We start from the raw sequence: 19,541 nt of genomic DNA on the forward strand, positions 1-19,541 counted from the left end.
TCAGGCCCCCCTTCCGGCAAGGCCGCGGCGTTCCGTCGGCTGGGTGACGCGGTCGAGCGTCAGACCGAGGCAGACGATCGCCGCCCCGGCCACCAGACCGGTCGCCAGGTCGCCCTGGGCGAGGCCGAAGACCGCGTCGTACCCGAGTGCGCCGCCGCCCACCAGGCCGCCGATGACGACGACGGCGAGGACCAGCACCACACCCTGGTTGACGGCCAGCAGCAGCGCGGGCCGTGCCAGCGGCAGCTGGACCTGGAACAGCTGCTGCCGACCGGTCGCGCCCAGCGAGCGCGAGGATTCGAGCGCGGCCGGGTCCACCGCGCGCACCCCCTGCGCCGTGATGCGTACGACCGCGGGCAGTGCGTAGACCACGGCGGCCGCGACCGCCGGGGCACGGCCCACACCGAACAGGGCGACGACGGGGATCAGATAGACGAACTGCGGCATCGTCTGGAAGACGTCGAGCACGGGACGCAGTACGCGTCCGAGGCGTGTGCTGCGGGCCGCGGCGACGCCGAGGGCGACGCCGAGCACCAGCGTCACGGCGAGGGCGGCCAGGACCTGGGACAGCGTGTCGAGCGCCGGGTCCCAGACACCGAGCACACCGATCGCGGCCATCGCGAGAACGGCGGTCGCGGCGGTGCGCCAGGTGCCGATGAGCAGGGCGAGCGCGCCAACGGTGAGCAGCACCGCCCACCACGGCAGCCACTGCAGGCTGTCGCGCAGGGGGTTGAGGGCCCATGTGGTGAACCGGGCGGCCCAGTCGGCGGTGCCGCCGACGAGGGGCACGCCGGAGTAGAGGTGGGCGGTCATCCAGTCGACCGCTCCGTTGACGGGTGGGGCGATGTCTGCCGTCCACCCGTCCGGCCAGGAGAGCCGGCCGGACAGGCGACCCGCCGCGGCGACGACGGCGGTCACCCCGAGGGCGACGGCCCAGCGGAGTCCGGCCCGGTGGGCCGGAGCCGCGCCGATGCGCTCCCCCGCCGCGGCGGTGACCCGGTCCAGGACGACGGCGAGCAGCACGATCGGCACGCCGGCGGCGAGCGCGGCACCGACATCGACGGCGGCCAGCGCCTGGTAGACGCGGTCGCCGAGACCGCCCGCGCCGATGACGGACGCGATCACGGCCATGCCGAGGGCCATCATGATCGACTGGTTGACGCCGAGCAGCAGCTCCTTGCGGGCCAGTGGCAGCCGGGCCGTCAGCAGCCGCTGCCTGCCGGTGGCGCCGAGGGAGGCGACGGCCTCCATGACACCGGCGTCCGCGCCGCGCAGCCCGAGCGCGGTGAGACGGGCCATGGGAGGGGCGGCGTAGACGACGGTGGCGAGGACGGCCGCGGGGACGCCGATCCCGAAGACCAGGACGACGGGCAGGAGGTAGGCGAAGGCCGGCAGCACCTGCATGGTGTCGAGGACCGGGCGCAGGAACCGGTGCGTACGGTCGGACAGGCCGGCGGCCAGCCCGAGGAAGCCTCCGAGCAGCACGGACGCGGCGACGGCGACGAGCATCAGGGCGAGCGTCTGCAGGGTGGGGACCCACATGCCGAGCAGTCCGCACGCGGCGAAGGCGGCGACGGCGGTCAGTGCGAGCCGGACGCCGGCGACGCGCCAGGCCACCAGACCCGCGGTGGCGGTGACGCCTGCCCAGCCGAGGGCGAGCAGGACGAGGTAGACCGCGCGGACGGAGATGACCACGACGTTGCTGACGTGGCCGAGGAAGTAGAGGAACAGCGGGTGGCCGTCGCGGTTGTCGATGATCCAGTCGCTGGCGCGGTCGAGCGGGCCGGACAGATCGACGGCGAGCGACGCCGGCCAGCTGCCGCCGCCGAGGAGCAGGGAGCCGAGGACGAGCGCGGCAACCGTACCGGCGCCGATCAGCCGGCCGCGGTGGCACACGAACGCGCGCAGGGCACCGGGCGCCGTGTCGGGGGCGGATACACGGCGGGGAGAGGCAGGGGGGACCGCGGCGGTCATCGGCCCCACCCGCCCGCGTCGCGCGTCAGCTCCACGGGGCGGGCGAAGACGTCCGTCCCGCCGTGGACCGGGCCGGCGGTGGTGCGGCCGGCGTCATGGACCGGTCGCGGGCCGACGAGGAACGCCCGGACGTGTCCGGTGCGGCATGCTCCCGCAGCGGCGCGGGTCGTGCCGCCCGGCGGCGGCCAGGTCGTACGGGCGTACATCAGGCCACCGCCTTCCCTGTCGTGGCCGGGACCCCGGCGACGACACCGAGGAGTCCCACGTGGTCGACCACCCCGAGGCACCGGCCGTCCTCGACGATCCGCGCGTTCGCCCCCGTACGGGCGACGGCCTCGATGGCCTCGTGGACGGTGGCGCTCGGGGCGAGCGCGGGACCGGCCTCGTACTCGTCGGCGAGCGCGGGCCGCATCGCCGAACGGACGGTCAGCACCTGTTCGCGCGGCACGTCCCGGACGAAGTCCCTGACGTAGTCGTCGGCGGGCGCGCCCACGATCTCCTCGGGCGTCCCGAGCTGCACGATGCGGCCGTCGCGCATCAGCGCGATGCGGTCGCCGAGCCTCAGCGCCTCGCTCAGATCGTGCGTGATGAAGACCATCGTGCGCCCCTCCTCCCGGTGCAGGCGTACGACTTCCTCCTGCATGTCCCGGCGGATGAGCGGGTCCAGGGCGCTGAACGGCTCGTCGAACAGCAGGACTTCGGGGTCGACGGCGAGCGCGCGGGCCAGTCCGACCCGCTGCTGCTGGCCGCCCGACAGCTGGCTCGGCCTGCGGTGCTCCATGCCGTCCAGGCCGACCTTGCTGACGAATTCCGCCGCCCGCTCGCGCCGTTCACCGCGCCCGACGCCCTGGATCTCAAGACCGTAGGCGACGTTGTCGAGCACCGTCCGGTGCGGCAGCAGCCCGAAGTGCTGGAAGACCATCGCCGCCCGGTGTCGGCGCAGCTCGCGGAGCCGGCCGGTGTCCATGGACAGCACGTCCTCGCCGTCGATGGTGATCGTGCCCGAGGTCGGCTCGATGAGCCGGGTCAGGCACCGAACGAGCGTCGACTTGCCCGAGCCGGAAAGACCCATGACGACGAAGACCTCGCCCTTGTGGACGTCGAAGGAGACGTCGCGAACGGCGGCGGTGCAGCCGGTGCGCTCGCGCAGCTCGGTGGCGCCGAGGGCACCGAGCTGCTTGTCGGCGGGCACGCGGTCGGCCTTCGGTCCGAAGACCTTCCACAGATCGCGTACGGAGAAGACGGACTCCGTCGAATTCCGCGGAGGCGTGGTGGTGTGCGGCGTGCTCATCGGGTCGTACCTCCCAGCAGGTCGGCGCATTTCTCGCCGACCATGAGTACGCCGATCATCGGGTTGACGGCGGTCATGGTCGGGAAGACGGACGCGTCGGCGATCCGGATGCCGTCAAGGCCCCGGATCCTCAGATCGGGTGCGACGACGGCGAGTTCGTCGTCGGCGGCCCCCATCCGGCAGGTTCCGGCCGGGTGGTAGACGGTGTGCGCGACATGGCGGGCGTACGCGCTGAGTTCCTCGTCGGAGGTGACCTCCGGGCCCGGGCACACCTCGCGCTTCAGCCAGCCTGCCAGCGGTTCGCTCGCCGCGATCTGCCGGGCGATGCGGATCCCGTCCACGAGGGTCCGGCCGTCGTAGTCGTCCTCGTCGGTGAAGTACCGGAAGTCGAGCGCGGGCTTGTCCTCGGGGTCGGCGCTCGTCAGGTAGAGCCGGCCGCGGCTGCGCGGCTTGGGGATGTTGGGGGTCATCGACACGCCGTGCGCGGGTCGTTGGTAGCCCAGGCGCTCGGGGTTGTCGGTGAAGGGGATCTGGTAGAAGTGGAACATCAGGTCCGGCCCCTCCGCCTCCGGGTCCCGGCGGACGAACAGCCCGGCGTCGGAGTCCATGGCGGAGTTCTCCGGGATCGGACCATGTGTCTCCCACACGATGACCGACTCGGGGTGGTCGAGCAGGTTCTCCCCGACGCCCGGCAGGTCGTGCACGACGGGTATGCCGAGCTTCTCCAGGTCGGCACGCGGCCCGATGCCGGAGTGCAGCAGCAGGCGAGGGGTGTCCACGGCGCCCGCGCACACCAGGATCTCGCGCCGGGCGCGCACGACGTGCTCCGCGCCTTCCTTGGTGCGGAGGTGCACACCGGTGGCGCGCGTACCCTCGATCTCCAGGCGGAACGCCCAGGTCTCCAGGGCGATGTGCAGGTTCGGCCGGTCCAGGAACGGGTGGAGATAGGCGACGGAGGCGGACGACCGCTTGTTGTTCTCCGGGTGGTAGGCGAGGTCGAAGAAGCCGACGCCTTCGTGGAAGGGCCGCTTGTTGAAGCCCTCGACGCTCGGAACGCCGAGCGCGGTCTGCGCCGCGTCGACGAAGTCCCGGGCGATCGCGTTCCGGTCGGCCTCGTCGACGGGGACGATGTTGTTGCGCAGCCGGGCGAAGTAGGGATCCATGGCTGCCGCGTCCCAGCCCTCGGCACCCGCCTCGGCCCACTCGTCCCAGTCGGAGGGAAGGGGCTTGAACGCGATGAGGGTGTTGTGCGAGGAGCACCCGCCCAGCACCCGCGCACGGCTGTGCCGGATGTACGAGTTGCCTCGGGGCTGCTCGGTGGTGGGGTAGTCGTAGTCCAGCTCGCCGCCGAGCAGGCCCATCCAGCGGCGCAGGGTGAGGACGTCGTCGCGGCCGACGTCGCTGGGGCCGCCCTCGATGACGGCGACGCTGACGTCCGGGTCCTCGGTCAGCCGGGAGGCGATCACCGAGCCCGCTGTACCGCCGCCGACGACGACGTAGTCGTACACGTGCTGATCGTTCACGCCTGGTCCTTCCGTGTCTCGCCCGCGAACCAGCGCACGGGGCGCGGAGCGAGGTTCTGGTAGATGTGCTTGGCCTCGCGGTATTCGGCGAGGCCACCGTGGCCCAGTTCCCGGCCGATGCCGGACTTGCCGAAGCCGCCCCATTCCGCCTGCGGCAGGTAGGGGTGGAAGTCGTTGATCCAGACGGTGCCGTGGCGCAGCCGGGCCGCGACGCGTCGGGCACGGTCTTCGTCGGCGCTCCACACCGCTCCGGCGAGGCCGTACTCGGTGTCGTTGGCGAGGGTGACGGCCTCCTGCTCGGTGCGGAAGGTCTCCACGGTGAGGACGGGGCCGAAGATCTCCTCGCGGACGACCCGCATGCGGCGGTGACACCGGTCGAGGACCGTGGGCCGGTAGAAGTAGCCGGGACCCGCCGGCTTCTCGCCGCCCGCCCGCAGGACCGCGCCCTCGCCGAGGGCGGAGGCCACGTACTCCTCGGTCCGTTCCAGTTGGGCCGCGGAGACCAGAGGACCGCACTCGACGCCCTCGTCGGTGCCGCGTCCCAGCCGGATCAGGGTGGCCCGCCGGGCGAGTTCGGCGACGAAACGCTCGCGCAGCGACTCCTCGACGATGAGGCGGGAGCCCGCGGAGCAGACCTGACCACTGTGGATGAAGGCGGCGTTCAGTGCCTGGTCGACGGCGGTGTCGAAGCCCTCGGGCGTCGCACAGGCGTCGGCGAAGACGACGTTGGGGTTCTTGCCTCCCAGTTCCAGGGCGACCTTCTTCACGCTGTCGGCAGCCGCCCTGGCGACCTTCGTGCCGCTGGCGATACCGCCCGTGAACGAGACGAGGTCGACATCGGGGTGCTCGGCGAGCCGGGCACCGACGGTGCCGCCGGGCCCGGTGACGATGTTGGCCGCGCCGAGCGGCAGCCCGGCCTCCAGGAGCAGTTCGATCAGCACGACGGTGGTCAGCGGGGTGATCTCGCTGGGCTTGATCACGAACGTGTTGCCGGCGGCGAGGGCGGGCGCGATCTTCCAGCTGGCCTGGAGCAGCGGGTAGTTCCACGGCGTGATCAGGGCGCAGACCCCGACCGGCTCGTACACGATGACACTGCGGATCTCCTCCGAACCGGCGTCGACGACGCGTCCGCCGTTCTCGTTCGCCACGAGGTCGGCGAAGTACAGGAAGGCATCGCGGACACAGTCGACGTCGACGCGGCCCTCCTCCAGCGTCTTGCCCGCGTCCTGGCTCTCCAGGGCACCGATCCGCTCGCGATCACGCTCGAGGAGGGTGGCGACCCGCCGCAGCAGGGCGGCCCGCTCGGCGACCGGCGTACGCGGCCAGGCTCCGTCGTCGAACGCGGCTCGTGCCGCGGCCACGGCGTCGTCGGTGTCCTGGACACCGCCCTCCGCCACCATCGCGAAGGCGGTCGCGTCGACGGGATCGATGATCTCGCGCGTGGCGCCGGAAAGGGCTGCGCGCCACTCTCCGCCGACATGGATGGTCTGTTGTACTGCGATCACGTCGTGCACGGCCCTTCGTTCCTTTGAGTTCCCCTGCCGGTAGTACCGGCGGTTCGGCCGCCTGCCCTGGGTCTCTGGAACCATGCGCAATGCCTTATGGAGAGTGTCCTGCCTCACACTCAAAGGATGAATAAGTTGCACATACAGGACACGTCATTGCGAGCGGGGGCGGACACGGCCATCGGAGAGCATCAGACGGCTCCTGACCAGCTCTTCCGGACCGGTCACGGACCACATCCCCGGCTCACCCCACCGGCGGGTCACCCTGGTTGACGCGGTCCCACTCCTCCATGGCCTGCTCGATGAGGCGGTCGGCGTGATCCCGGACGCCGTCCAGGAACTTGGCGTAGTGGCGGAAGAGAACCTCGATGCTCTGGCCCGCGCGGCGAGCACATTCGGCCGGGCCAACCCCCGAGTACAGCCAGAACGAGATGCCTGCGTGCCTGAGATCGTAGGGCCGCTTGGCCAGCCCGGAGCTGAGCTCCATGCGCGTGAGCACGTACTTCCGCGCCCGCGCCCACGTCGTGCCATAGGCCGATGGGTCCACGTAGTTGCCGGCCTGGTTCCGGAACAGCCGACCGTCCGGTGCCACGCCGAAGCGGTCGATGTGTGAACGCCTCCAGATGAGTACCGCGCCCGCGCCGCTGAGCAACCGCAGTGCGGAGCCGGGCAACCTGTGCCGGATTGGGAACGGCAGCCGGGACCTCCGCGAGATCGCCGACAGGCAAGGAGTCGCGCTTCACCCGATCCAGGGCCCGCCGCCACTCCCCCGTCGGCTCCTCAGCCCACGCGTTCTTGTTGAACGTCCACGAGTACAAGGCGCGCCGCAGCACCCGCGGCTCCGACCAGGTCGCGCTCGGGGGCACCAGGGCAGTCGGATCGCGTCGCGAGTTCCCCGCCGTCCGCGAGGCGATGCCGGAGGAGGACGTCACGCCCGACTTCATGGTCGTCGACGGGGCGGAAGGCGGCACCGGGGCCGCGCCGCTGGAGTTCGCGGACACCGTCGGGCTCCCCTCGCCCAGGGCCTGACGACGGTCCACCGCTCCCTCGGCCGTATCAGCCGGTTTCGAGCAGGCCCTGACGCAAGCGCTTCACGGTGCGCGAGAGCAGGCGGGAGACATGCATCTGGGAGCAGCCCAGGTGTTCCCCGATCTGGGACTGGGTGAGTTCTTCGACGAACCGCAGATGGAGGATCTGCCGGTCGCGCTCGTCGAGGTCGGCGATCAGCGGGGCCAGGGCATGGAAGTCCTCCACCAGCTCCATGGCGGGGTCCTCGCTGCCGATGAAGTCGGCCAGGGAGGCCTCGCTCTCCTCGCTCTCGCCGCTCAGCGCGGCGTCGAGCGACGAGGAGTTGTAGCCGTTGGAGGCAAGCCGGGCCTCGGTGACCTCCTCCTCCGTGAGGCTCATCAGCTCGGCGAGTTCCTTGACCGTCGGTGTCCGGCCCAGACGCGTGCTCAGCTCCTCGGTCGCCTTGGCCAGTTCCACCCGGGCCTCCTGCAGGCGGCGGGGTACGTGCACCGACCAGGAGGTGTCCCGGAAGAACCTCTTGATCTCCCCGACGATGTAGGGCACGGCGAACGTGGTGAACTCGACCTCCCGCGAGATCTCGAAACGGTCGATCGCCTTGATCAGTCCGATCATGCCGACCTGGACGATGTCCTCCATCTCGTCGCCACGATGACGGAACCGCCCGGCCGCGTAGCGGACCAGACTCATGTTCATCTCGATGAGGGTGTTGCGCGCGTATTGGTACTCGTGCGTTCCCTCCTCCAGCACCGCGAGCTCCCGGAAGAAGACCTTCGACAGGGCCCGCGCGTCCTTCGGCGCGACCGCCAACGCGTCCGGGATCACCGGCAGCGTTCCCGTTCCGGCCTCAGTTCCCTTGGCCGACATCGTGGTGAGCGTCACGCCATTCCCCTTTCACGTGAGTCCCGAGCCGGAAATCGTGGCCCCGTGTCAGCTCGCCTACCCGGAGCGGTGAAGTCCACACGAACGAATGTGCCGAGAGCTTCCCGAGGGGCACTCAGAAGGCTTCCCCGCGATGCCTGTCGGGGCCCTGGAGCGCCGGAGGCCCGCTTCCTGCGCAGGTCGCTGGGCAGAAGGAAGACACAAGGAAGGTGCAGCACCCGGTCGTTCGAAGGAGAGAGATGACACAGGACCCCTCACTGAGAGCCGTCGGGTGGGCTCGATCGCTGCCCGTCGGCAGCAGCGTGAAGACAGCACGCGACTGGACGCGTGACCATCTGGCGACGCTCGGCTGGGACCGTACCGCACCGGACTTGGTGGACTCCGTGGTGCTGGCCGTCTCCGAGCTGGTCACCAACGCCCACGTCCATGCCCACAGCGACGCGCAGCTCATCCTCACGTGGGACGAGGAGTGCCTGCACGTGACCGCGCACGACGCGTCGTCCCGTGTTCCCGAGCCACGCCACCCCGACGACGACGCCCTGGGCGGGCGCGGCCTGCTCCTGATCGGCGCCCTAGCCGACGACGTGCGGATCCGCTCCTGCCCGCGTGGCAAGGACGTCACCGCCTGCTTCGGGCCGCCCTCGCCCGACCGAACGGAATGAGGCACCCGCTTCCCGCCTCCACGTGCGGCCACGGCCCGCACGCCTCACCTCAGCGCCTGAGACAGGCGAGCAGGGGCTGCCAGTCGATGTGACTCTCCTCCGTGCCCTGTGGCACCAGCGTGAAGGTGTCGCGTACGAGGCGGGCGAGGCCGTCCTGGTCGCACCTGACCGTGGCGCAGTGCCCGGCCGGACCGAGCCGCAGGAGAAGCCGGCCGTCGGGAACGGGCCACAGGTGGACTTCCCCCGCGCCGGTGGGGGTCAGCGATCCGCTGAGGACCATCTCACGGTCGACCCGCCACAGGACGGGATCATCTTCCAGGAGGTGGAAGACGATGCTGAGCGCGTGGGGGTCGCGGGAGGTGTAACTGACGGTGGTCGCTATCGGGACCACCGCGTCCGGGGTCAGCAGCTCCATGGCCATGGGCTGCGTGAGGACGCGCGGCGAGGGAAGGGGTGCGACGGGGTGCTGTGGCATGAGGTCCTCCGGTTGACGGGACGTGGCGAGCGGGTGCGGTGTCCGCCTGACCCGTCCCATCCCTCCTACACCTCATGAACGCGAGACGGATGCGCCGATGGCGTCGCGGTTTCGTGAAGGTCGCGGGAACGGGCCGCCGGAGGTCGCGGGAGCACGGCCCGTCAAGGGCAGGGGGAGCAGAGGGCGTCAGAGGCCGGGGAGCCGTGGCCCGTCCGCTGTGCCGCCGCTCGGGGTAGGTCAGTGCGGTCGCCGGTCCGCCGGGGCAGCCGCGTCGGCGTACTCCGGCAGGAGGGAGAGGCACGCCCGGACCCGCTTCCCCTCCGGGTGCGGCTCCACGCTCAGGCTCTCGCAGACGGCGACGACGATCTCGACACCGTGCTGTCCGATCCGGCGGGGATCGTGTCCGCGGGGTACGGGGGCGGCGGCCGTGCGGTCGAACACCGAGATCTCCAGGGTGTCGTGACGCAGCTCCAGGGACAGGCGGCAGGGGCCGGCCGTGTGCCGGAGCGCGTTCGTCACGAGCTCGCTGACCACCAACTGCGCCAGCTCGACGCGCTCGTCGGCCACCGGTTCACGCCGCACGGACGGGGCCGCCGCGAGGAAGTCGGCCGTGAAGGCGCGGGCGGAGGCGATCGCGCCGCCGCCGGAGGCGTCGTCGTAGACGACACTCGCGAACAGCAAGGGGTCCCGTGCCGCAGGCTCCGCGGTCATCGCGTCCGTCATCGCGCTGGTACTCCCCTCGTCCGGTGGGTGCGCCGGGCACCTCGTACCCCGCCTTTCCCGTCTTCATGGTTTCCACACCGCTCAACGGGATCACACATCGGTGACGTGTCAGGGAGGGGGCGGAGCCGTTTCCCCGTCCCGGCTCGCGTCCGGTGACCCTGCCCCGTGGCCGCGCCAGTCGAGACAGAGCACGAGGACGGCGTCCGGTGCGCCACGGGGTGTATCGCGTAGAGCCCGCACGACGGCTCCGGGAGCGTCCACGCCGCTCAGGTGGCAGGTCCGGGCGAGCACCCGCGCGACGGGGGCGTCCGGTGCCTCGTGCTCCCTCTCGGTCGGGGGCTCGCCCGTGCCGCAGGCGACGAAGACCAGCCGGTCGCCGGGCAGGAGGCGCAGGCGCTGGGTGGCGTAGGCGGTGTCCTCGACCATGCCGAGGGGCAGTTGGCGGTCCAGTTCGACGCGCTCGGTCACCGTGCCGCGGATCCGCCAGCGGGCCGGCGACCCGGCGTCGACCACCTCGATCTCGCCGGTGGTCAGATCGAGGCGGAGCAGCAGGGCGGCCAGAGTGCTCTTCCCCCGGTACTGCCCGTAGAGCGCCTGGTCGGTGAGGCTGGCCTGCCCCACCAGGTCGAGTCCGGCCCGCCGTGCGTTGCGGATCGCCGTCAGGGCGAGGGGGCTCACCAGGGGCGGCGGGGGTGTGGCGGTCGGCGACGCGCAGGGCGTGCCCGAGCGTCTCGGCGACACGGCCCGGACTCCCGGTGGTCTCCGGGGTGCACCGGTCCACGGGCAGGACGACCACGAGCACGCCGAACCGGTCGCCGCGGACCGTGACGGGAAGGCAAACGGTCGCCGTGGGCCCGACATCACGGAAAAGATATGGTTGCTGGGTGCGGAAGACGCGACCGACGGGGCCCGCGTCCACGGGTACCTAGGGCATCCATACGGGTACCTGCACCGGGTCCAGAAGGAGGTGTGGTGCAGCCCGCGCAGTACGCCTTCCACTGTCACGTGTCGATCCACCTGATCCGTACCGCCTTCTGGAGAGATGTGGAGATGGCCGGTCCGTCGCAAGGCCGACGTCTTCGGCCCCGGACGCCCGAGGAGTGTCGGCAGGCATGAACACCAACCCCGACCCGTCCCCGCGGGAACCGGAGCAGGCGGCCGAGGCCGCGCGGGAGCTCATCGAGCTGCTGGAGGTGCTGTGGGAGCGCGGCCGGGACATGGTGTCGGCGACACCGGTCTCGGCGAGTCAGTTGCGCGTGCTGTACAGCCTGGACCGCGAGGAGGGCATCAGCCTGCGCACCCTGGGCGACTTGCTCGGTTCCGCGCCGCCCTCGGTGAGCCGCATGTGCGACCGGCTGGAGGCGTTGGGCTTCGTCCGGCGCCTGCCCAGCCCCGTGAGCCGGAGGCAGTTGGAGCTGCACCTGACCGTGCACGGCAAGGCGTACCTGCGGGAGCTCCGGACCCAGCGGGAGAAGGCCCTGCTCGCGGTCATCGCCGACATGTCGCCGACGAGCCGCAAGGCCCTGCTGCGGGGGCTCACGGGGTTCCACGAGGCCGTGGAGCAGAGCGGGCCGACCGCCGCGTCACGCCCGCGCACGCCGCTGAAGGACGTCAGCTCGGCCTGATCTCCGCGCGACGCCGGCTCCGGCTCCGGCTCCGGTTCCGGCTCCGGCCGGGCGCACACCCCACGTCCCCATTGCCACTCCTGGTCGCCATGACGTGTCGTACCGGGCAGCACCGAGACGAAGGCGTCACCCCGGTACTGCGCGTACACGGCCTGGTCGGCCAGCGCGGCCTGGTCCGCGAGGGAGAGACCGGCCCGGCGGGCGTTGCGCAGCGCGTTGATCGCGAGGTTCGTCAGCAGGGCGGCCTCGATGCCCTCTCCCATGCCGTTGGTGACGGTGAGGGTCAGACGGCCGTCGGAGACCGACCAGTCGTAGTTGTCGCCGAAGATGGCGTAGGCGGGTTCGAGATGGGCGGCGAGGGCGAACTCGGGGCGGGCGCACGAACGACCGGGCAGGAGCTGCCACTGCATCTCCGCCGCGAGCGTGAGCCGCGTCGCCCGCCGTGCCAGGACGTACAGGTCCGTGTCACGCTCGGCGACCAGGATCTCGTGGCCGAGCGCGTCGCAGACCTGGGCGAGTCCGGGGAACAGGGGGCGGATGTCGGTTCCCCGGGGCAGCTCGGCGGTGAGGACGCCCAGCCGGTCCCCGCGGACGGTGACGGGCAGGTGGAGCAGCACCGACGAAGGCCCCTCGACGACGCTCACCAACTGGTGCGGAGCTGCCCGGCGGAGCGCCTGCTCGACGTCGGCGATCTCGTGCACGGTCTCCCTCTTCCTTCCTCCCTGGGCTCGGTCCCGTGCCCGGAAACCGCGCTCCCCCTCCGCTATCTCCCGCCGCCGGCCGCGGCCAACGCCTCCGCCAGGCGGTCGTGCGGCGGGAGCGTCGTCGTCAGTCCGGTGATCTCCAGAATGCGTCGCACCGCGGAGTTCGGCGCGGCGAGATACAGGTCTCCGCCGGCCTCCCGCGCCCTGTGAACCGACCTGATGAGAACGTTCAGGCCCGAGGAGTCCATGAAGCCGAGCGCGGACAGATCGAGGACGAGATGGGGCCGCCCCTGGCCGAGCTGTTCCGCCAGGTGGTCGTCGAGTCGGCCTGCGGTCTCCATGTCGAGCTCACCCGCCACGGACAGCACGGCCGTGCGGGCGTCATGGATCTCGACGCCGATGTCCAGGTTCGGTTCTCGCTCGGGCATGTTCCCTGCTTTCCGGGTGGGGGGAAGGTCGTTGGGCAGACGGTCTGGGGACGGTCGTCGGCGGACGGTCCGGGTGAATTCCGTTGGCGGACAGTCCCGGGGGACGGTCGTCGGCGGACGGTCCGGGATCGGGACACCTGGACGATCAGGACACCTGGACACCGACCACACACGTGTCGTCGTCCGTGTCCGACTTGCTGCGCGCCAGCAGCTGGTCCAGCCGGTGTTCGAGGCTGTCGGACGGCAGCCGGGCGACGGCGAGCAGCTGGGCGACGGAGTCCTGGACGGGGGTGTCCCGCCGTTCGACGAGGCCGTCGGTGTACATCAGCACGATGTCGTCGGGTTCGAGCCGGAGCTCCGACTCCTCGTACTCGGCTTCGGCGAGCGCCCCCAGCAGCAATCCGCGCAGGAGCGGCAGGTCGGCGGCCTCGTTCCCCCGGACGAGCACCGGCGGCAGGTGCCCCGCCCTGGCCCATCGCAGCGTGCGCGTGCCGGGGTCGAAGATCCCGCAGACGGCGGTGGCCGTCACATGGGCGGTGAGGTGGTGGGCGACGCTGTTGAGCCAGGACAGGAGCTGTCCCGGCCCCGCGCCGGTGACGGCGAGGCCGCGGAGGGCGTTGCGGAGGACCACCATCCCGGTGGCGGCCTCCACTCCGTGGCCCGCGACATCCCCGACGCACAGGAGCACCTTCTTGGAGGGCAGCACGACGGCGTCGTACCAGTCGCCCCCGACCAGGGACTCGGACTCGGCCGGGCGGTAGCGCACGGCGACGTCGAGGGCCGGCGCGTCGAGCGGCGGTTTGACCGGCGGCATGATGGCGTGCTGGAGCTGGAGGGTGAGCCGGTTGCGTTCCTCGGCGGCCTCCTCCGTGGCGGCCAGCCGGTCGCGGGTGGCCGTGAGGGCGACCTCGGTCCAGTGCTGCGCCGAGATGTCCTGGTAGGCGCCCCGGACGGTCTCGAGGCCGCCGTCGACACCCAGGGCGGGTTCGGCGGTCACCCGGATGTGACGCGTGACCCCGTCTCGTCGCAGCATGCGGAAGGCCGCGGAGCCCACCTGCCTCTGCTGCAGCACCGTCTGGAGGAATTGCCGGATGGTGCCGGAGTCGTCGGGGTGGGCGTGGCCCGCCAGGTCGCGGAGGGCGACCGGCGCCTCTGTCGGCCGACGGCCGAAGAGCTCGAAGAGCTGGCCGTGCCAGGTGATGTCTCCGGTGAGGGCGTCCTCCTCGAAGGCGCCGACCCGGCCGAGACGCTGGGCGTGCTGCAACAGGCCGGCCAGGCGCGCCGATTCGTCCTCGACGCGCCAGATGAGGAGGACGCTCCCTCCGTACCGGCTGATGCTGATGTCTGCGAGCGAGGTGAGCGGCACCTGGTCCACCAGGGCGGTGAGCCGGGTGCGGCGGGCGCGGAAGGTCTCGCCCGTGGCGTAGACCCGCTCGATCCGTTCGAAGAGTTCGCTCTCGTCGGCCGTCGCGGGGTACGCCTCCAGGAGCAGCGCCCCGTCGACGGCGCCGCGGGGCCGGCCCGCCGGGTCCTGGAAGTGCGCGTTGGCGTGCCGGATACGGAAGTCGGCGAGCCTCCCCGCCTCGTCCAGGTGCGGGGTCAGGACGAGGGCGGGGTCGTAGAGCCCGTCGGAGAGTTCGGCCAACTCGCGTGATCCGTCCCCGGCGGGGACGAGGGAGCGCGCCGGGGCCGCCTGTTCGGGCAGCGTCTCGAGGGTGTGGGCACAGAGTTCCGCGAGTGCCTCGATCTGGCGTTCCACGGCCTGTGGCTGGGGGTCCAGCGGGCGGGCCCAGCAGATCTCGAGGACGCCATGGATACGGCCGCCGGTCCCGGCGGGGACGACGACCCGTCCTCCGTCGGGGTGGCGCGCGCCGCCGATCGAGGGGATGCCCGCGGCGGACAGGGAGGGGTACCAGACGGTGCGGCGGCCGGTCAGGGCCTGTCGGGCCGCGGTGGTCACCCCCGGAGGTACGTAGTGCCAGCGGGCCGCCTCGTCGGGGCCGAACCCTGCGTGGCCGCGCAGGCTCAGCGACGCGTCCGAGCCGGTGGTCCAGATCGCCACGGCGATGGCGCCCAGGGGTTCGAGGGCGTGCGCGAGCAGCGAATCCGCGACGGCCTGAGTGTCGTCGGCGCTGAGCGCCGCGCTCTCCGCCGTACGCAGACGCAGCGCGACCGAGGCGGCGGTTCCGGCGGTGCCGGACTCACCGATGGTCGTCCTCACGAACTCGCCCGCGACCTCGGCGACCCGGTCGCGGGCCGCCTGGTTGATGACGTCCGCGGCCAGCTCCAGTCGGGAGAGCCCGGCCCGGTCGGCGAGTTCGGCGAGCTGCAGCGCTGCCTGGGCGGGGCCGCAGCCGAGGCGCTCGACGAGGACTCCCTTGGCGAGTTCGATCAGGGCGCGCCCCTCGGTCGCCGCGTGCGCGGCCCGCACCTCGCCGCGCAGGCGCTCCACGGTGGCGGCGAGCCGGCCGTCGGTGAAGTCGTCCCGCCTCGGCGGGCGTTCACCATCGGAGGGAGGGGAACCCGGGGCGCCGGGGGGCGCCTCGGGGAACTCCGGGGCCTCGCGTGCCTCGCGTGCCTCGCGTGCCTTGCGGGCCTCAGGCACCTCAGGCACCGAAACGCCCTCCCCATGAAGCCCGGCAGACGGGTCTCCGTCCCGGAAGCGGGGGCCACTCACGTCGGCGACTCCTCGGTCAGGACGGCCTCGCGGCCGCCGTACGGGCGGGGACATGGTTCGCAGGAACGGCGCGGGGCGGCCCGCCGCGGCGTGCGGGACGGCCCGGCTGGGACGGGGGCGGGACTACCCATCGTTCAGCCAACGGCCGACACAGGCGATGAGCTCGTCGGCGTCGACGGGCTTGGTCACGTAGTCGCTGGCGCCCGACGCGAGGCTCTTCTCGCGGTCGCCCGGCATGGCCTTGGCGGTGACCGCGATCACGGGCAGTTCCGCGTACTGCGACAGCTGCCTGATCCGTGCCGTCGCCGTGTAGCCGTCCATCTCCGGCATCATCACGTCCATCAGGACGAGGGACACGGCCGGGTTCGCCAGGAGCGTCTCGATCCCCTTCCGGCCGTTCTCGGCGTGCAGCACCGTGACGCCGTGCAGCTCCAGGATGCCGGTGAGGGCGTAGAGGTTGCGGGCGTCGTCGTCGACCACGAGGACGGTCCGGCCGTGCAGCGTGGTGTCGATGGCCTGGGGTGCCGGGGCCCAGTGGTCCCCGCGGACCAGGGGCACGACGTCGCCGGGCTGCTCCGCTGACAGGTGCAGGGCGATCCGCTCGCGCAGTTCGTCGAGGCTGGAGAGGAGTTCCAGCGGACGGCGGCGGGCCAGCTCCTGCAGGGCGCCCTCCTCGTCGGCGGGGAGCCGGCGGTTGTTGTGGGCGAGGACAGGAACGGTGCGCAACGCCTCGTCGCCGTCCATGGCCTCCAGGAAGCGCAGGGCGTCGCCGTCCGCCATGTCGACGTCGAGCACGACGCAGTGGAACGGCTGGGTGGCGAGCGCGGTGGCGGCCTCCTGAGGGCCGACGACCGCGATCAGTTCGATGTCCGTCCGCTCGGCGTGGCCCACATCGGCGGAGAGCTGTGTGACCGCGTTCTCGGCGACGACGGCGAGGAGCCCGCGGGGGCGCTCCTCGATCACGAGGAGGCGCCGTGTGGGCCGGGCCGTCGCCGTGCCGTGCCCTGCGGGCAGGGCGAGGGCGGCACCCCGGTCCGGTGCCGAGACCTCGGTGGCCTCCACCGGACGGGCGGCGGGGTCGGGCTTCTCCGTGAAGTCGGTGCGGGTGACGGGCAGGTAGAAGGTGAAGGTGCTGCCCTCGCCGGCCACGCTGGTGACCGTGAGGGCGCCGCCGAGCAGATACGCGATCTCGCGGCTGATGGAGAGGCCCAGACCGGTGCCCCCGTACTTGCGGTTGGTCGTCCCGTCGGCCTGCTGGAAAGCGCCGAAGATGGCCTCCAGGTTCTCGGTGGCGATGCCGATGCCCGTGTCCGTCACGCGGAACGCGACGACGGGGCCGCCCCGGTGGACCGACACGGGGAGCTCGTCGTCCGCTGCCGGTTCGATGCGGAGCTCGACGCTGCCGTGCTCGGTGAACTTGACGGCGTTCGAGAGCAGGTTCCGCAGCACCTGCCGGAGCCGGGAGTCGTCGGTGACCAGGTCGACGGGGACACCTGCGGCCGTGGCGACCGAGAAGGCGAGGCTCTTCTGCGAGGTGAGGGGGCGGAAGGTGGCCTCGACGTAGTCGAGGAGCCTGCGCAGGGGCACGCGCTCCGGGTTGACGTCCATCTTCCCGGCCTCCACCTTGGACAGGTCGAGGATGTCGTTGATCAGCTGCAGCAGGTCGGACCCGGCGGAGTGGATGATGCCGGCGTACTCGACCTGCTTGGCCGTGAGGTTGCGGGTCGGGTTCTGGGCCAGCAACTGGGCCAGGATCAGAAGGCTGTTGAGCGGGGTGCGCAGTTCGTGGCTCATGTTCGCCAGGAACTCGGACTTGTACGTCGAGGCCAGCGCGAGTTGCTGGGCGCGGTCCTCCAGCTCCTGCCGGGCCTGCTCGATCTGGAGGTTCTTGGCCTCGATGTCGCGGTTCTGGGTGGCGAGCAGGGCCGCCTTCTCCTCCAGTTCGGCGTTGGAGCGCTGGAGCTCCTCCTGCTGCACCTGGAGTTCCTCGGTGCGCGAGCGCAGTTCGCCCGCCAGCCGCTGGGACTCGTCGAGGAGTTCGTCGGTACGGGCGTTGGCGACGATGGTGCTGAGGTTGACTCCCACCGTCTCCATGAGCTGCTCCAGGAAGTCCCTGTGCACGGAGGTGAAGGGGCTGAAGGACATGAGCTCGATGACGCCGAGCACCTGGTCCTCGACGACGACCGGCAGCACCACGAGGCTGCCCCTGGCCGTGCTGCCGAGTCCCGAGGAGATCGTGACGTAGTCGGCGGGGACGTTCTCGGCGGCGATGGTGCGGCGGCCGCGCGCGGCCTGTCCCACGAGCGACTCGCCCAGCCGGAAACGGTCCCGACCCTGGTCCCCGGCGGGTCGGCCGTAGGAGCCGACGAGGCCGAGTTCGACGCCGCCCGCCCCCTCCTCGGCCAGGTAGAACGCGCCGTACTGGGCGGCGACGAGCGGGGTCAGCTCGTCCATGACGAGATCGGCGACGACAGCCAGATCCCGGTGGCCCTGCATCAGTGCGGAGATCCGGGCCAGGCTGGACTTCAGCCAGTCCTGTTCCTGATTGGCCCGCGTCGTCTCGCGCAGCGAGCCGACCATCGCGTTGATGTTGTCCTTGAGCTCGGCCACCTCGCCCGAGGCCTCGACGGTGATCGAGCGGGTCAGGTCGCCCTCGGCGACGGCGCTCGCGACCTCGGCGATGGCGCGAACCTGGCGGGTGAGGTTGCCTGCCAGCTCGTTGACGTTCTCGGTCAGCCGCTTCCAGGTCCCGGAGACGCCCTCGACCTCGGCCTGTCCCCCGAGCCGGCCCTCGCTGCCGACCTCACGGGCGACGCGGGTGACCTCGGCGGCGAAGGAGGACAGCTGGTCGACCATCGTGTTGATGGTCGTCTTGAGTTCGAGGATCTCGCCGCGGGCGTCGACGTCGATCTTCTTGGAGAGGTCGCCGTTGGCGACGGCCGTGGTGACCTGGGCGATGTTCCGGACCTGTCCGGTCAGGTTGTTCGCCATGGAGTTGACGTTGTCGGTGAGGTCCTTCCAGGTGCCGGCCACGTTCGGCACCCGGGCCTGGCCGCCGAGCCGGCCCTCGGTGCCGACCTCACGGGCGACGCGGGTCACCTCGTCGGCGAACGCCGAGAGCTGGTCGACCATCGTGTTGATGGTCGTCTTCAGCTCCAGGATCTCGCCGCGCGCGTCGACGTCGACCTTCTTCGAGAGATCGCCGTTGGCGACCGCGGTGGCGACATGGGCGATCGCCCTCACCTGAGCGGTGAGGTTCCCCGCCATGGAGTTGACGGAGTCGGTCAGGTCGCGCCAGGTGCCGGACGCGCCCTTCACGTCGGCCTGTCCGCCGAGAATGCCCTCCGTGCCCACGTCACGGGCCATACGCGTGACCTCGTCGGCGAAGGAGGAGAGCTGGTCGACCATCGTGTTGATGGTGTTCTTGAGCTCCAGGATCTCGCCGCGCGCGTCCACGTCGATCTTCTGGGAGAGGTCTCCCTTGGCGACGGCGGTGGCCACCTGGGCGATGTCCCGGACCTGGGTGGTGAGGTTGCCGGCCATCGCGTTCACCGAGTCGGTGAGGTCGGCCCAGGTGCCGGACACGCCGGGCACCGCGGCCTGTCCGCCCAGCGTCCCCTCCGTGCCGACCTCGCGGGCGACCCGCGTCACCTCGGAGGTGAACAGGGAGAGCTGGTCGACCATCCCGTTGAACACCATGGAGATCTCGCCCATGAGGCCGTCCGTCTCGTCGGGCAGCCGGGTACCGAAGTCACCGTCCCGCACCGCGGTGAGTCCGGCGAGGAGCTGTCGGAGCTCGGGCTCGCCCACCGCGGCCGGCCCGGGCGGCACCCGGGTCGAGGAGCCTTCGGTCGTGGTCTCAGACATGCCCCATCCTCGTTCGGCAACAAGCGTCCGCATACGGACCGTTCGACCCCGGTCACAGGGCCGGACGCCCGCTCCCCCAGGACGACTCCGGCCGCGATCGTTGCCGCACGGCAATGATGACGACACTACCCCTCCGTGATCGACAAGAGGAGGGCGGTGCCGCGTCATACGGCCGGAAC

General features: G+C 71.5%; 16 protein-coding genes and 1 pseudogene. 3 read left to right on the forward strand and 14 right to left on the reverse strand.

Annotated elements, in window-relative coordinates; translation table 11 throughout:
* The 6 genes from ACZ6K0_RS10180 to ACZ6K0_RS10205 all read right to left on the reverse strand — a co-directional run bounded on the left by ACZ6K0_RS10180 (position 1) and on the right by ACZ6K0_RS10205 (position 6,966).
* Positions 1-1,974: an ABC transporter permease subunit gene (locus ACZ6K0_RS10180; RefSeq protein WP_469233945.1), complete on the reverse strand. Its 1,974-nt coding sequence runs from the start codon at positions 1,972-1,974 to the stop codon at positions 1-3.
* Complete coding sequence (locus tag ACZ6K0_RS10185) at positions 1,971-2,180, reverse strand: hypothetical protein (RefSeq protein ID WP_469233943.1); 210 nt, start codon at positions 2,178-2,180, stop codon at positions 1,971-1,973. The genes ACZ6K0_RS10180 and ACZ6K0_RS10185 overlap by 4 nt, the downstream gene beginning before the upstream one ends.
* A complete protein-coding gene (locus tag ACZ6K0_RS10190) occupies positions 2,180-3,265 on the reverse strand; it encodes a quaternary amine ABC transporter ATP-binding protein (RefSeq protein ID WP_376406667.1) in 1,086 nt (361 codons plus the stop codon). The genes ACZ6K0_RS10185 and ACZ6K0_RS10190 overlap by 1 nt, the downstream gene beginning before the upstream one ends.
* Positions 3,262-4,788: a GMC family oxidoreductase gene (locus ACZ6K0_RS10195; RefSeq protein ID WP_376406669.1), complete on the reverse strand. Its 1,527-nt coding sequence runs from the start codon at positions 4,786-4,788 to the stop codon at positions 3,262-3,264. Before ACZ6K0_RS10195 ends, ACZ6K0_RS10190 begins: the two co-directional genes overlap by 4 nt.
* Positions 4,785-6,293: an aldehyde dehydrogenase family protein gene (locus ACZ6K0_RS10200; RefSeq protein WP_469234330.1), complete on the reverse strand. Its 1,509-nt coding sequence runs from the start codon at positions 6,291-6,293 to the stop codon at positions 4,785-4,787. The genes ACZ6K0_RS10195 and ACZ6K0_RS10200 overlap by 4 nt, the downstream gene beginning before the upstream one ends.
* Before the next feature lie 244 nt (positions 6,294-6,537).
* The gene (locus ACZ6K0_RS10205; protein WP_469233941.1) at positions 6,538-6,966 is read right to left on the reverse strand and encodes a hypothetical protein; all 429 of its coding nucleotides are present in this window, start codon (positions 6,964-6,966) and stop codon (positions 6,538-6,540) included.
* 125 nt (positions 6,967-7,091) lie between these two features.
* Between ACZ6K0_RS10205 and ACZ6K0_RS10210 the strand changes: the two genes are divergently transcribed.
* Positions 7,092-7,322: a glutamate synthase-related protein gene (locus ACZ6K0_RS10210; RefSeq protein ID WP_469233939.1), complete on the forward strand. Its 231-nt coding sequence runs from the start codon at positions 7,092-7,094 to the stop codon at positions 7,320-7,322.
* 27 nt (positions 7,323-7,349) lie between these two features.
* Here ACZ6K0_RS10210 and ACZ6K0_RS10215 read toward each other — a convergent pair whose 3' ends face one another.
* A complete protein-coding gene (locus ACZ6K0_RS10215) occupies positions 7,350-8,186 on the reverse strand; it encodes an RNA polymerase sigma factor SigF (protein WP_376406784.1) in 837 nt (278 codons plus the stop codon).
* A 254-nt stretch (positions 8,187-8,440) separates the two neighbouring features.
* Here ACZ6K0_RS10215 and ACZ6K0_RS10220 point away from each other — a divergent pair, with 254 nt between their 5' ends.
* Positions 8,441-8,863, forward strand: coding sequence for an ATP-binding protein (locus ACZ6K0_RS10220; protein WP_376406675.1), 423 nt, complete (start codon positions 8,441-8,443; stop codon positions 8,861-8,863).
* A 49-nt stretch (positions 8,864-8,912) separates the two neighbouring features.
* On the opposite strand, the gene ACZ6K0_RS10225 is transcribed toward ACZ6K0_RS10220, so the two are convergent.
* The 3 genes from ACZ6K0_RS10225 to ACZ6K0_RS10235 all read right to left on the reverse strand — a co-directional run bounded on the left by ACZ6K0_RS10225 (position 8,913) and on the right by ACZ6K0_RS10235 (position 10,802).
* Positions 8,913-9,338, reverse strand: a complete 426-nt coding sequence (locus ACZ6K0_RS10225; RefSeq protein ID WP_376406677.1) for an SsgA family sporulation/cell division regulator — start codon at positions 9,336-9,338, stop codon at positions 8,913-8,915.
* 237 nt (positions 9,339-9,575) lie between these two features.
* Entirely contained in the window at positions 9,576-10,061 is a 486-nt protein-coding gene (locus ACZ6K0_RS10230; RefSeq protein ID WP_376406679.1) for an ATP-binding protein, read from the reverse strand.
* A gap of 108 nt (positions 10,062-10,169) precedes the next feature.
* Positions 10,170-10,802, reverse strand: a complete 633-nt coding sequence (locus tag ACZ6K0_RS10235) for a SpoIIE family protein phosphatase (protein ID WP_469233937.1) — start codon at positions 10,800-10,802, stop codon at positions 10,170-10,172.
* 371 nt (positions 10,803-11,173) lie between these two features.
* Here ACZ6K0_RS10235 and ACZ6K0_RS10240 point away from each other — a divergent pair.
* Positions 11,174-11,410, forward strand: a pseudogene (locus ACZ6K0_RS10240) (MarR family transcriptional regulator); the annotation flags it as partial.
* Here the strand turns inward: ACZ6K0_RS10240 and ACZ6K0_RS10245 are convergent.
* From ACZ6K0_RS10245 to ACZ6K0_RS10260, 4 genes are all read right to left on the reverse strand, one after another.
* On the reverse strand, positions 11,308-12,387 hold the full coding sequence (locus ACZ6K0_RS10245; RefSeq protein ID WP_469233935.1) for a PP2C family protein-serine/threonine phosphatase: 1,080 nt from the start codon (positions 12,385-12,387) through the stop codon (positions 11,308-11,310). The pseudogene ACZ6K0_RS10240 and the gene ACZ6K0_RS10245 overlap by 103 nt on opposite strands.
* A 62-nt stretch (positions 12,388-12,449) precedes the next feature.
* On the reverse strand, positions 12,450-12,818 hold the full coding sequence (locus ACZ6K0_RS10250; RefSeq protein ID WP_469233933.1) for an STAS domain-containing protein: 369 nt from the start codon (positions 12,816-12,818) through the stop codon (positions 12,450-12,452).
* 145 nt (positions 12,819-12,963) lie between these two features.
* Positions 12,964-15,549: a SpoIIE family protein phosphatase gene (locus ACZ6K0_RS10255; protein WP_469233931.1), complete on the reverse strand. Its 2,586-nt coding sequence runs from the start codon at positions 15,547-15,549 to the stop codon at positions 12,964-12,966.
* Between the two features lie 69 nt (positions 15,550-15,618).
* A complete protein-coding gene (locus ACZ6K0_RS10260; protein ID WP_469233929.1) occupies positions 15,619-19,362 on the reverse strand; it encodes a HAMP domain-containing protein in 3,744 nt (1,247 codons plus the stop codon).
* Between the last annotated feature and the right edge of the window lie 179 nt (positions 19,363-19,541).

Source organism: Streptomyces sp. NPDC042346, assembly GCF_055581845.1.

Excerpts from the sequence above, each read along its gene's own strand:
- ACZ6K0_RS10230 (WP_376406679.1), bottom strand. The coding sequence starts at position 10,061 with ATGACGGACGCGATGACCGCGGAGCCTGCGGCACGGGACCCCTTGCTG.
- ACZ6K0_RS10180 (WP_469233945.1), bottom strand. The coding sequence starts at position 1,974 with ATGACCGCCGCGGTCCCCCCTGCCTCTCCCCGCCGTGTATCCGCCCCC.
- ACZ6K0_RS10260 (WP_469233929.1), bottom strand. The coding sequence starts at position 19,362 with ATGTCTGAGACCACGACCGAAGGCTCCTCGACCCGGGTGCCGCCCGGG.
- ACZ6K0_RS10220 (WP_376406675.1), top strand. The coding sequence starts at position 8,441 with ATGACACAGGACCCCTCACTGAGAGCCGTCGGGTGGGCTCGATCGCTG.
- ACZ6K0_RS10190 (WP_376406667.1), bottom strand. The coding sequence starts at position 3,265 with ATGAGCACGCCGCACACCACCACGCCTCCGCGGAATTCGACGGAGTCC.
- ACZ6K0_RS10250 (WP_469233933.1), bottom strand. The coding sequence starts at position 12,818 with ATGCCCGAGCGAGAACCGAACCTGGACATCGGCGTCGAGATCCATGAC.
- ACZ6K0_RS10225 (WP_376406677.1), bottom strand. The coding sequence starts at position 9,338 with ATGCCACAGCACCCCGTCGCACCCCTTCCCTCGCCGCGCGTCCTCACG.
- ACZ6K0_RS10255 (WP_469233931.1), bottom strand. The coding sequence starts at position 15,549 with ATGTCCCCGCCCGTACGGCGGCCGCGAGGCCGTCCTGACCGAGGAGTC.
- ACZ6K0_RS10185 (WP_469233943.1), bottom strand. The coding sequence starts at position 2,180 with ATGTACGCCCGTACGACCTGGCCGCCGCCGGGCGGCACGACCCGCGCC.
- ACZ6K0_RS10215 (WP_376406784.1), bottom strand. The coding sequence starts at position 8,186 with ATGTCGGCCAAGGGAACTGAGGCCGGAACGGGAACGCTGCCGGTGATC.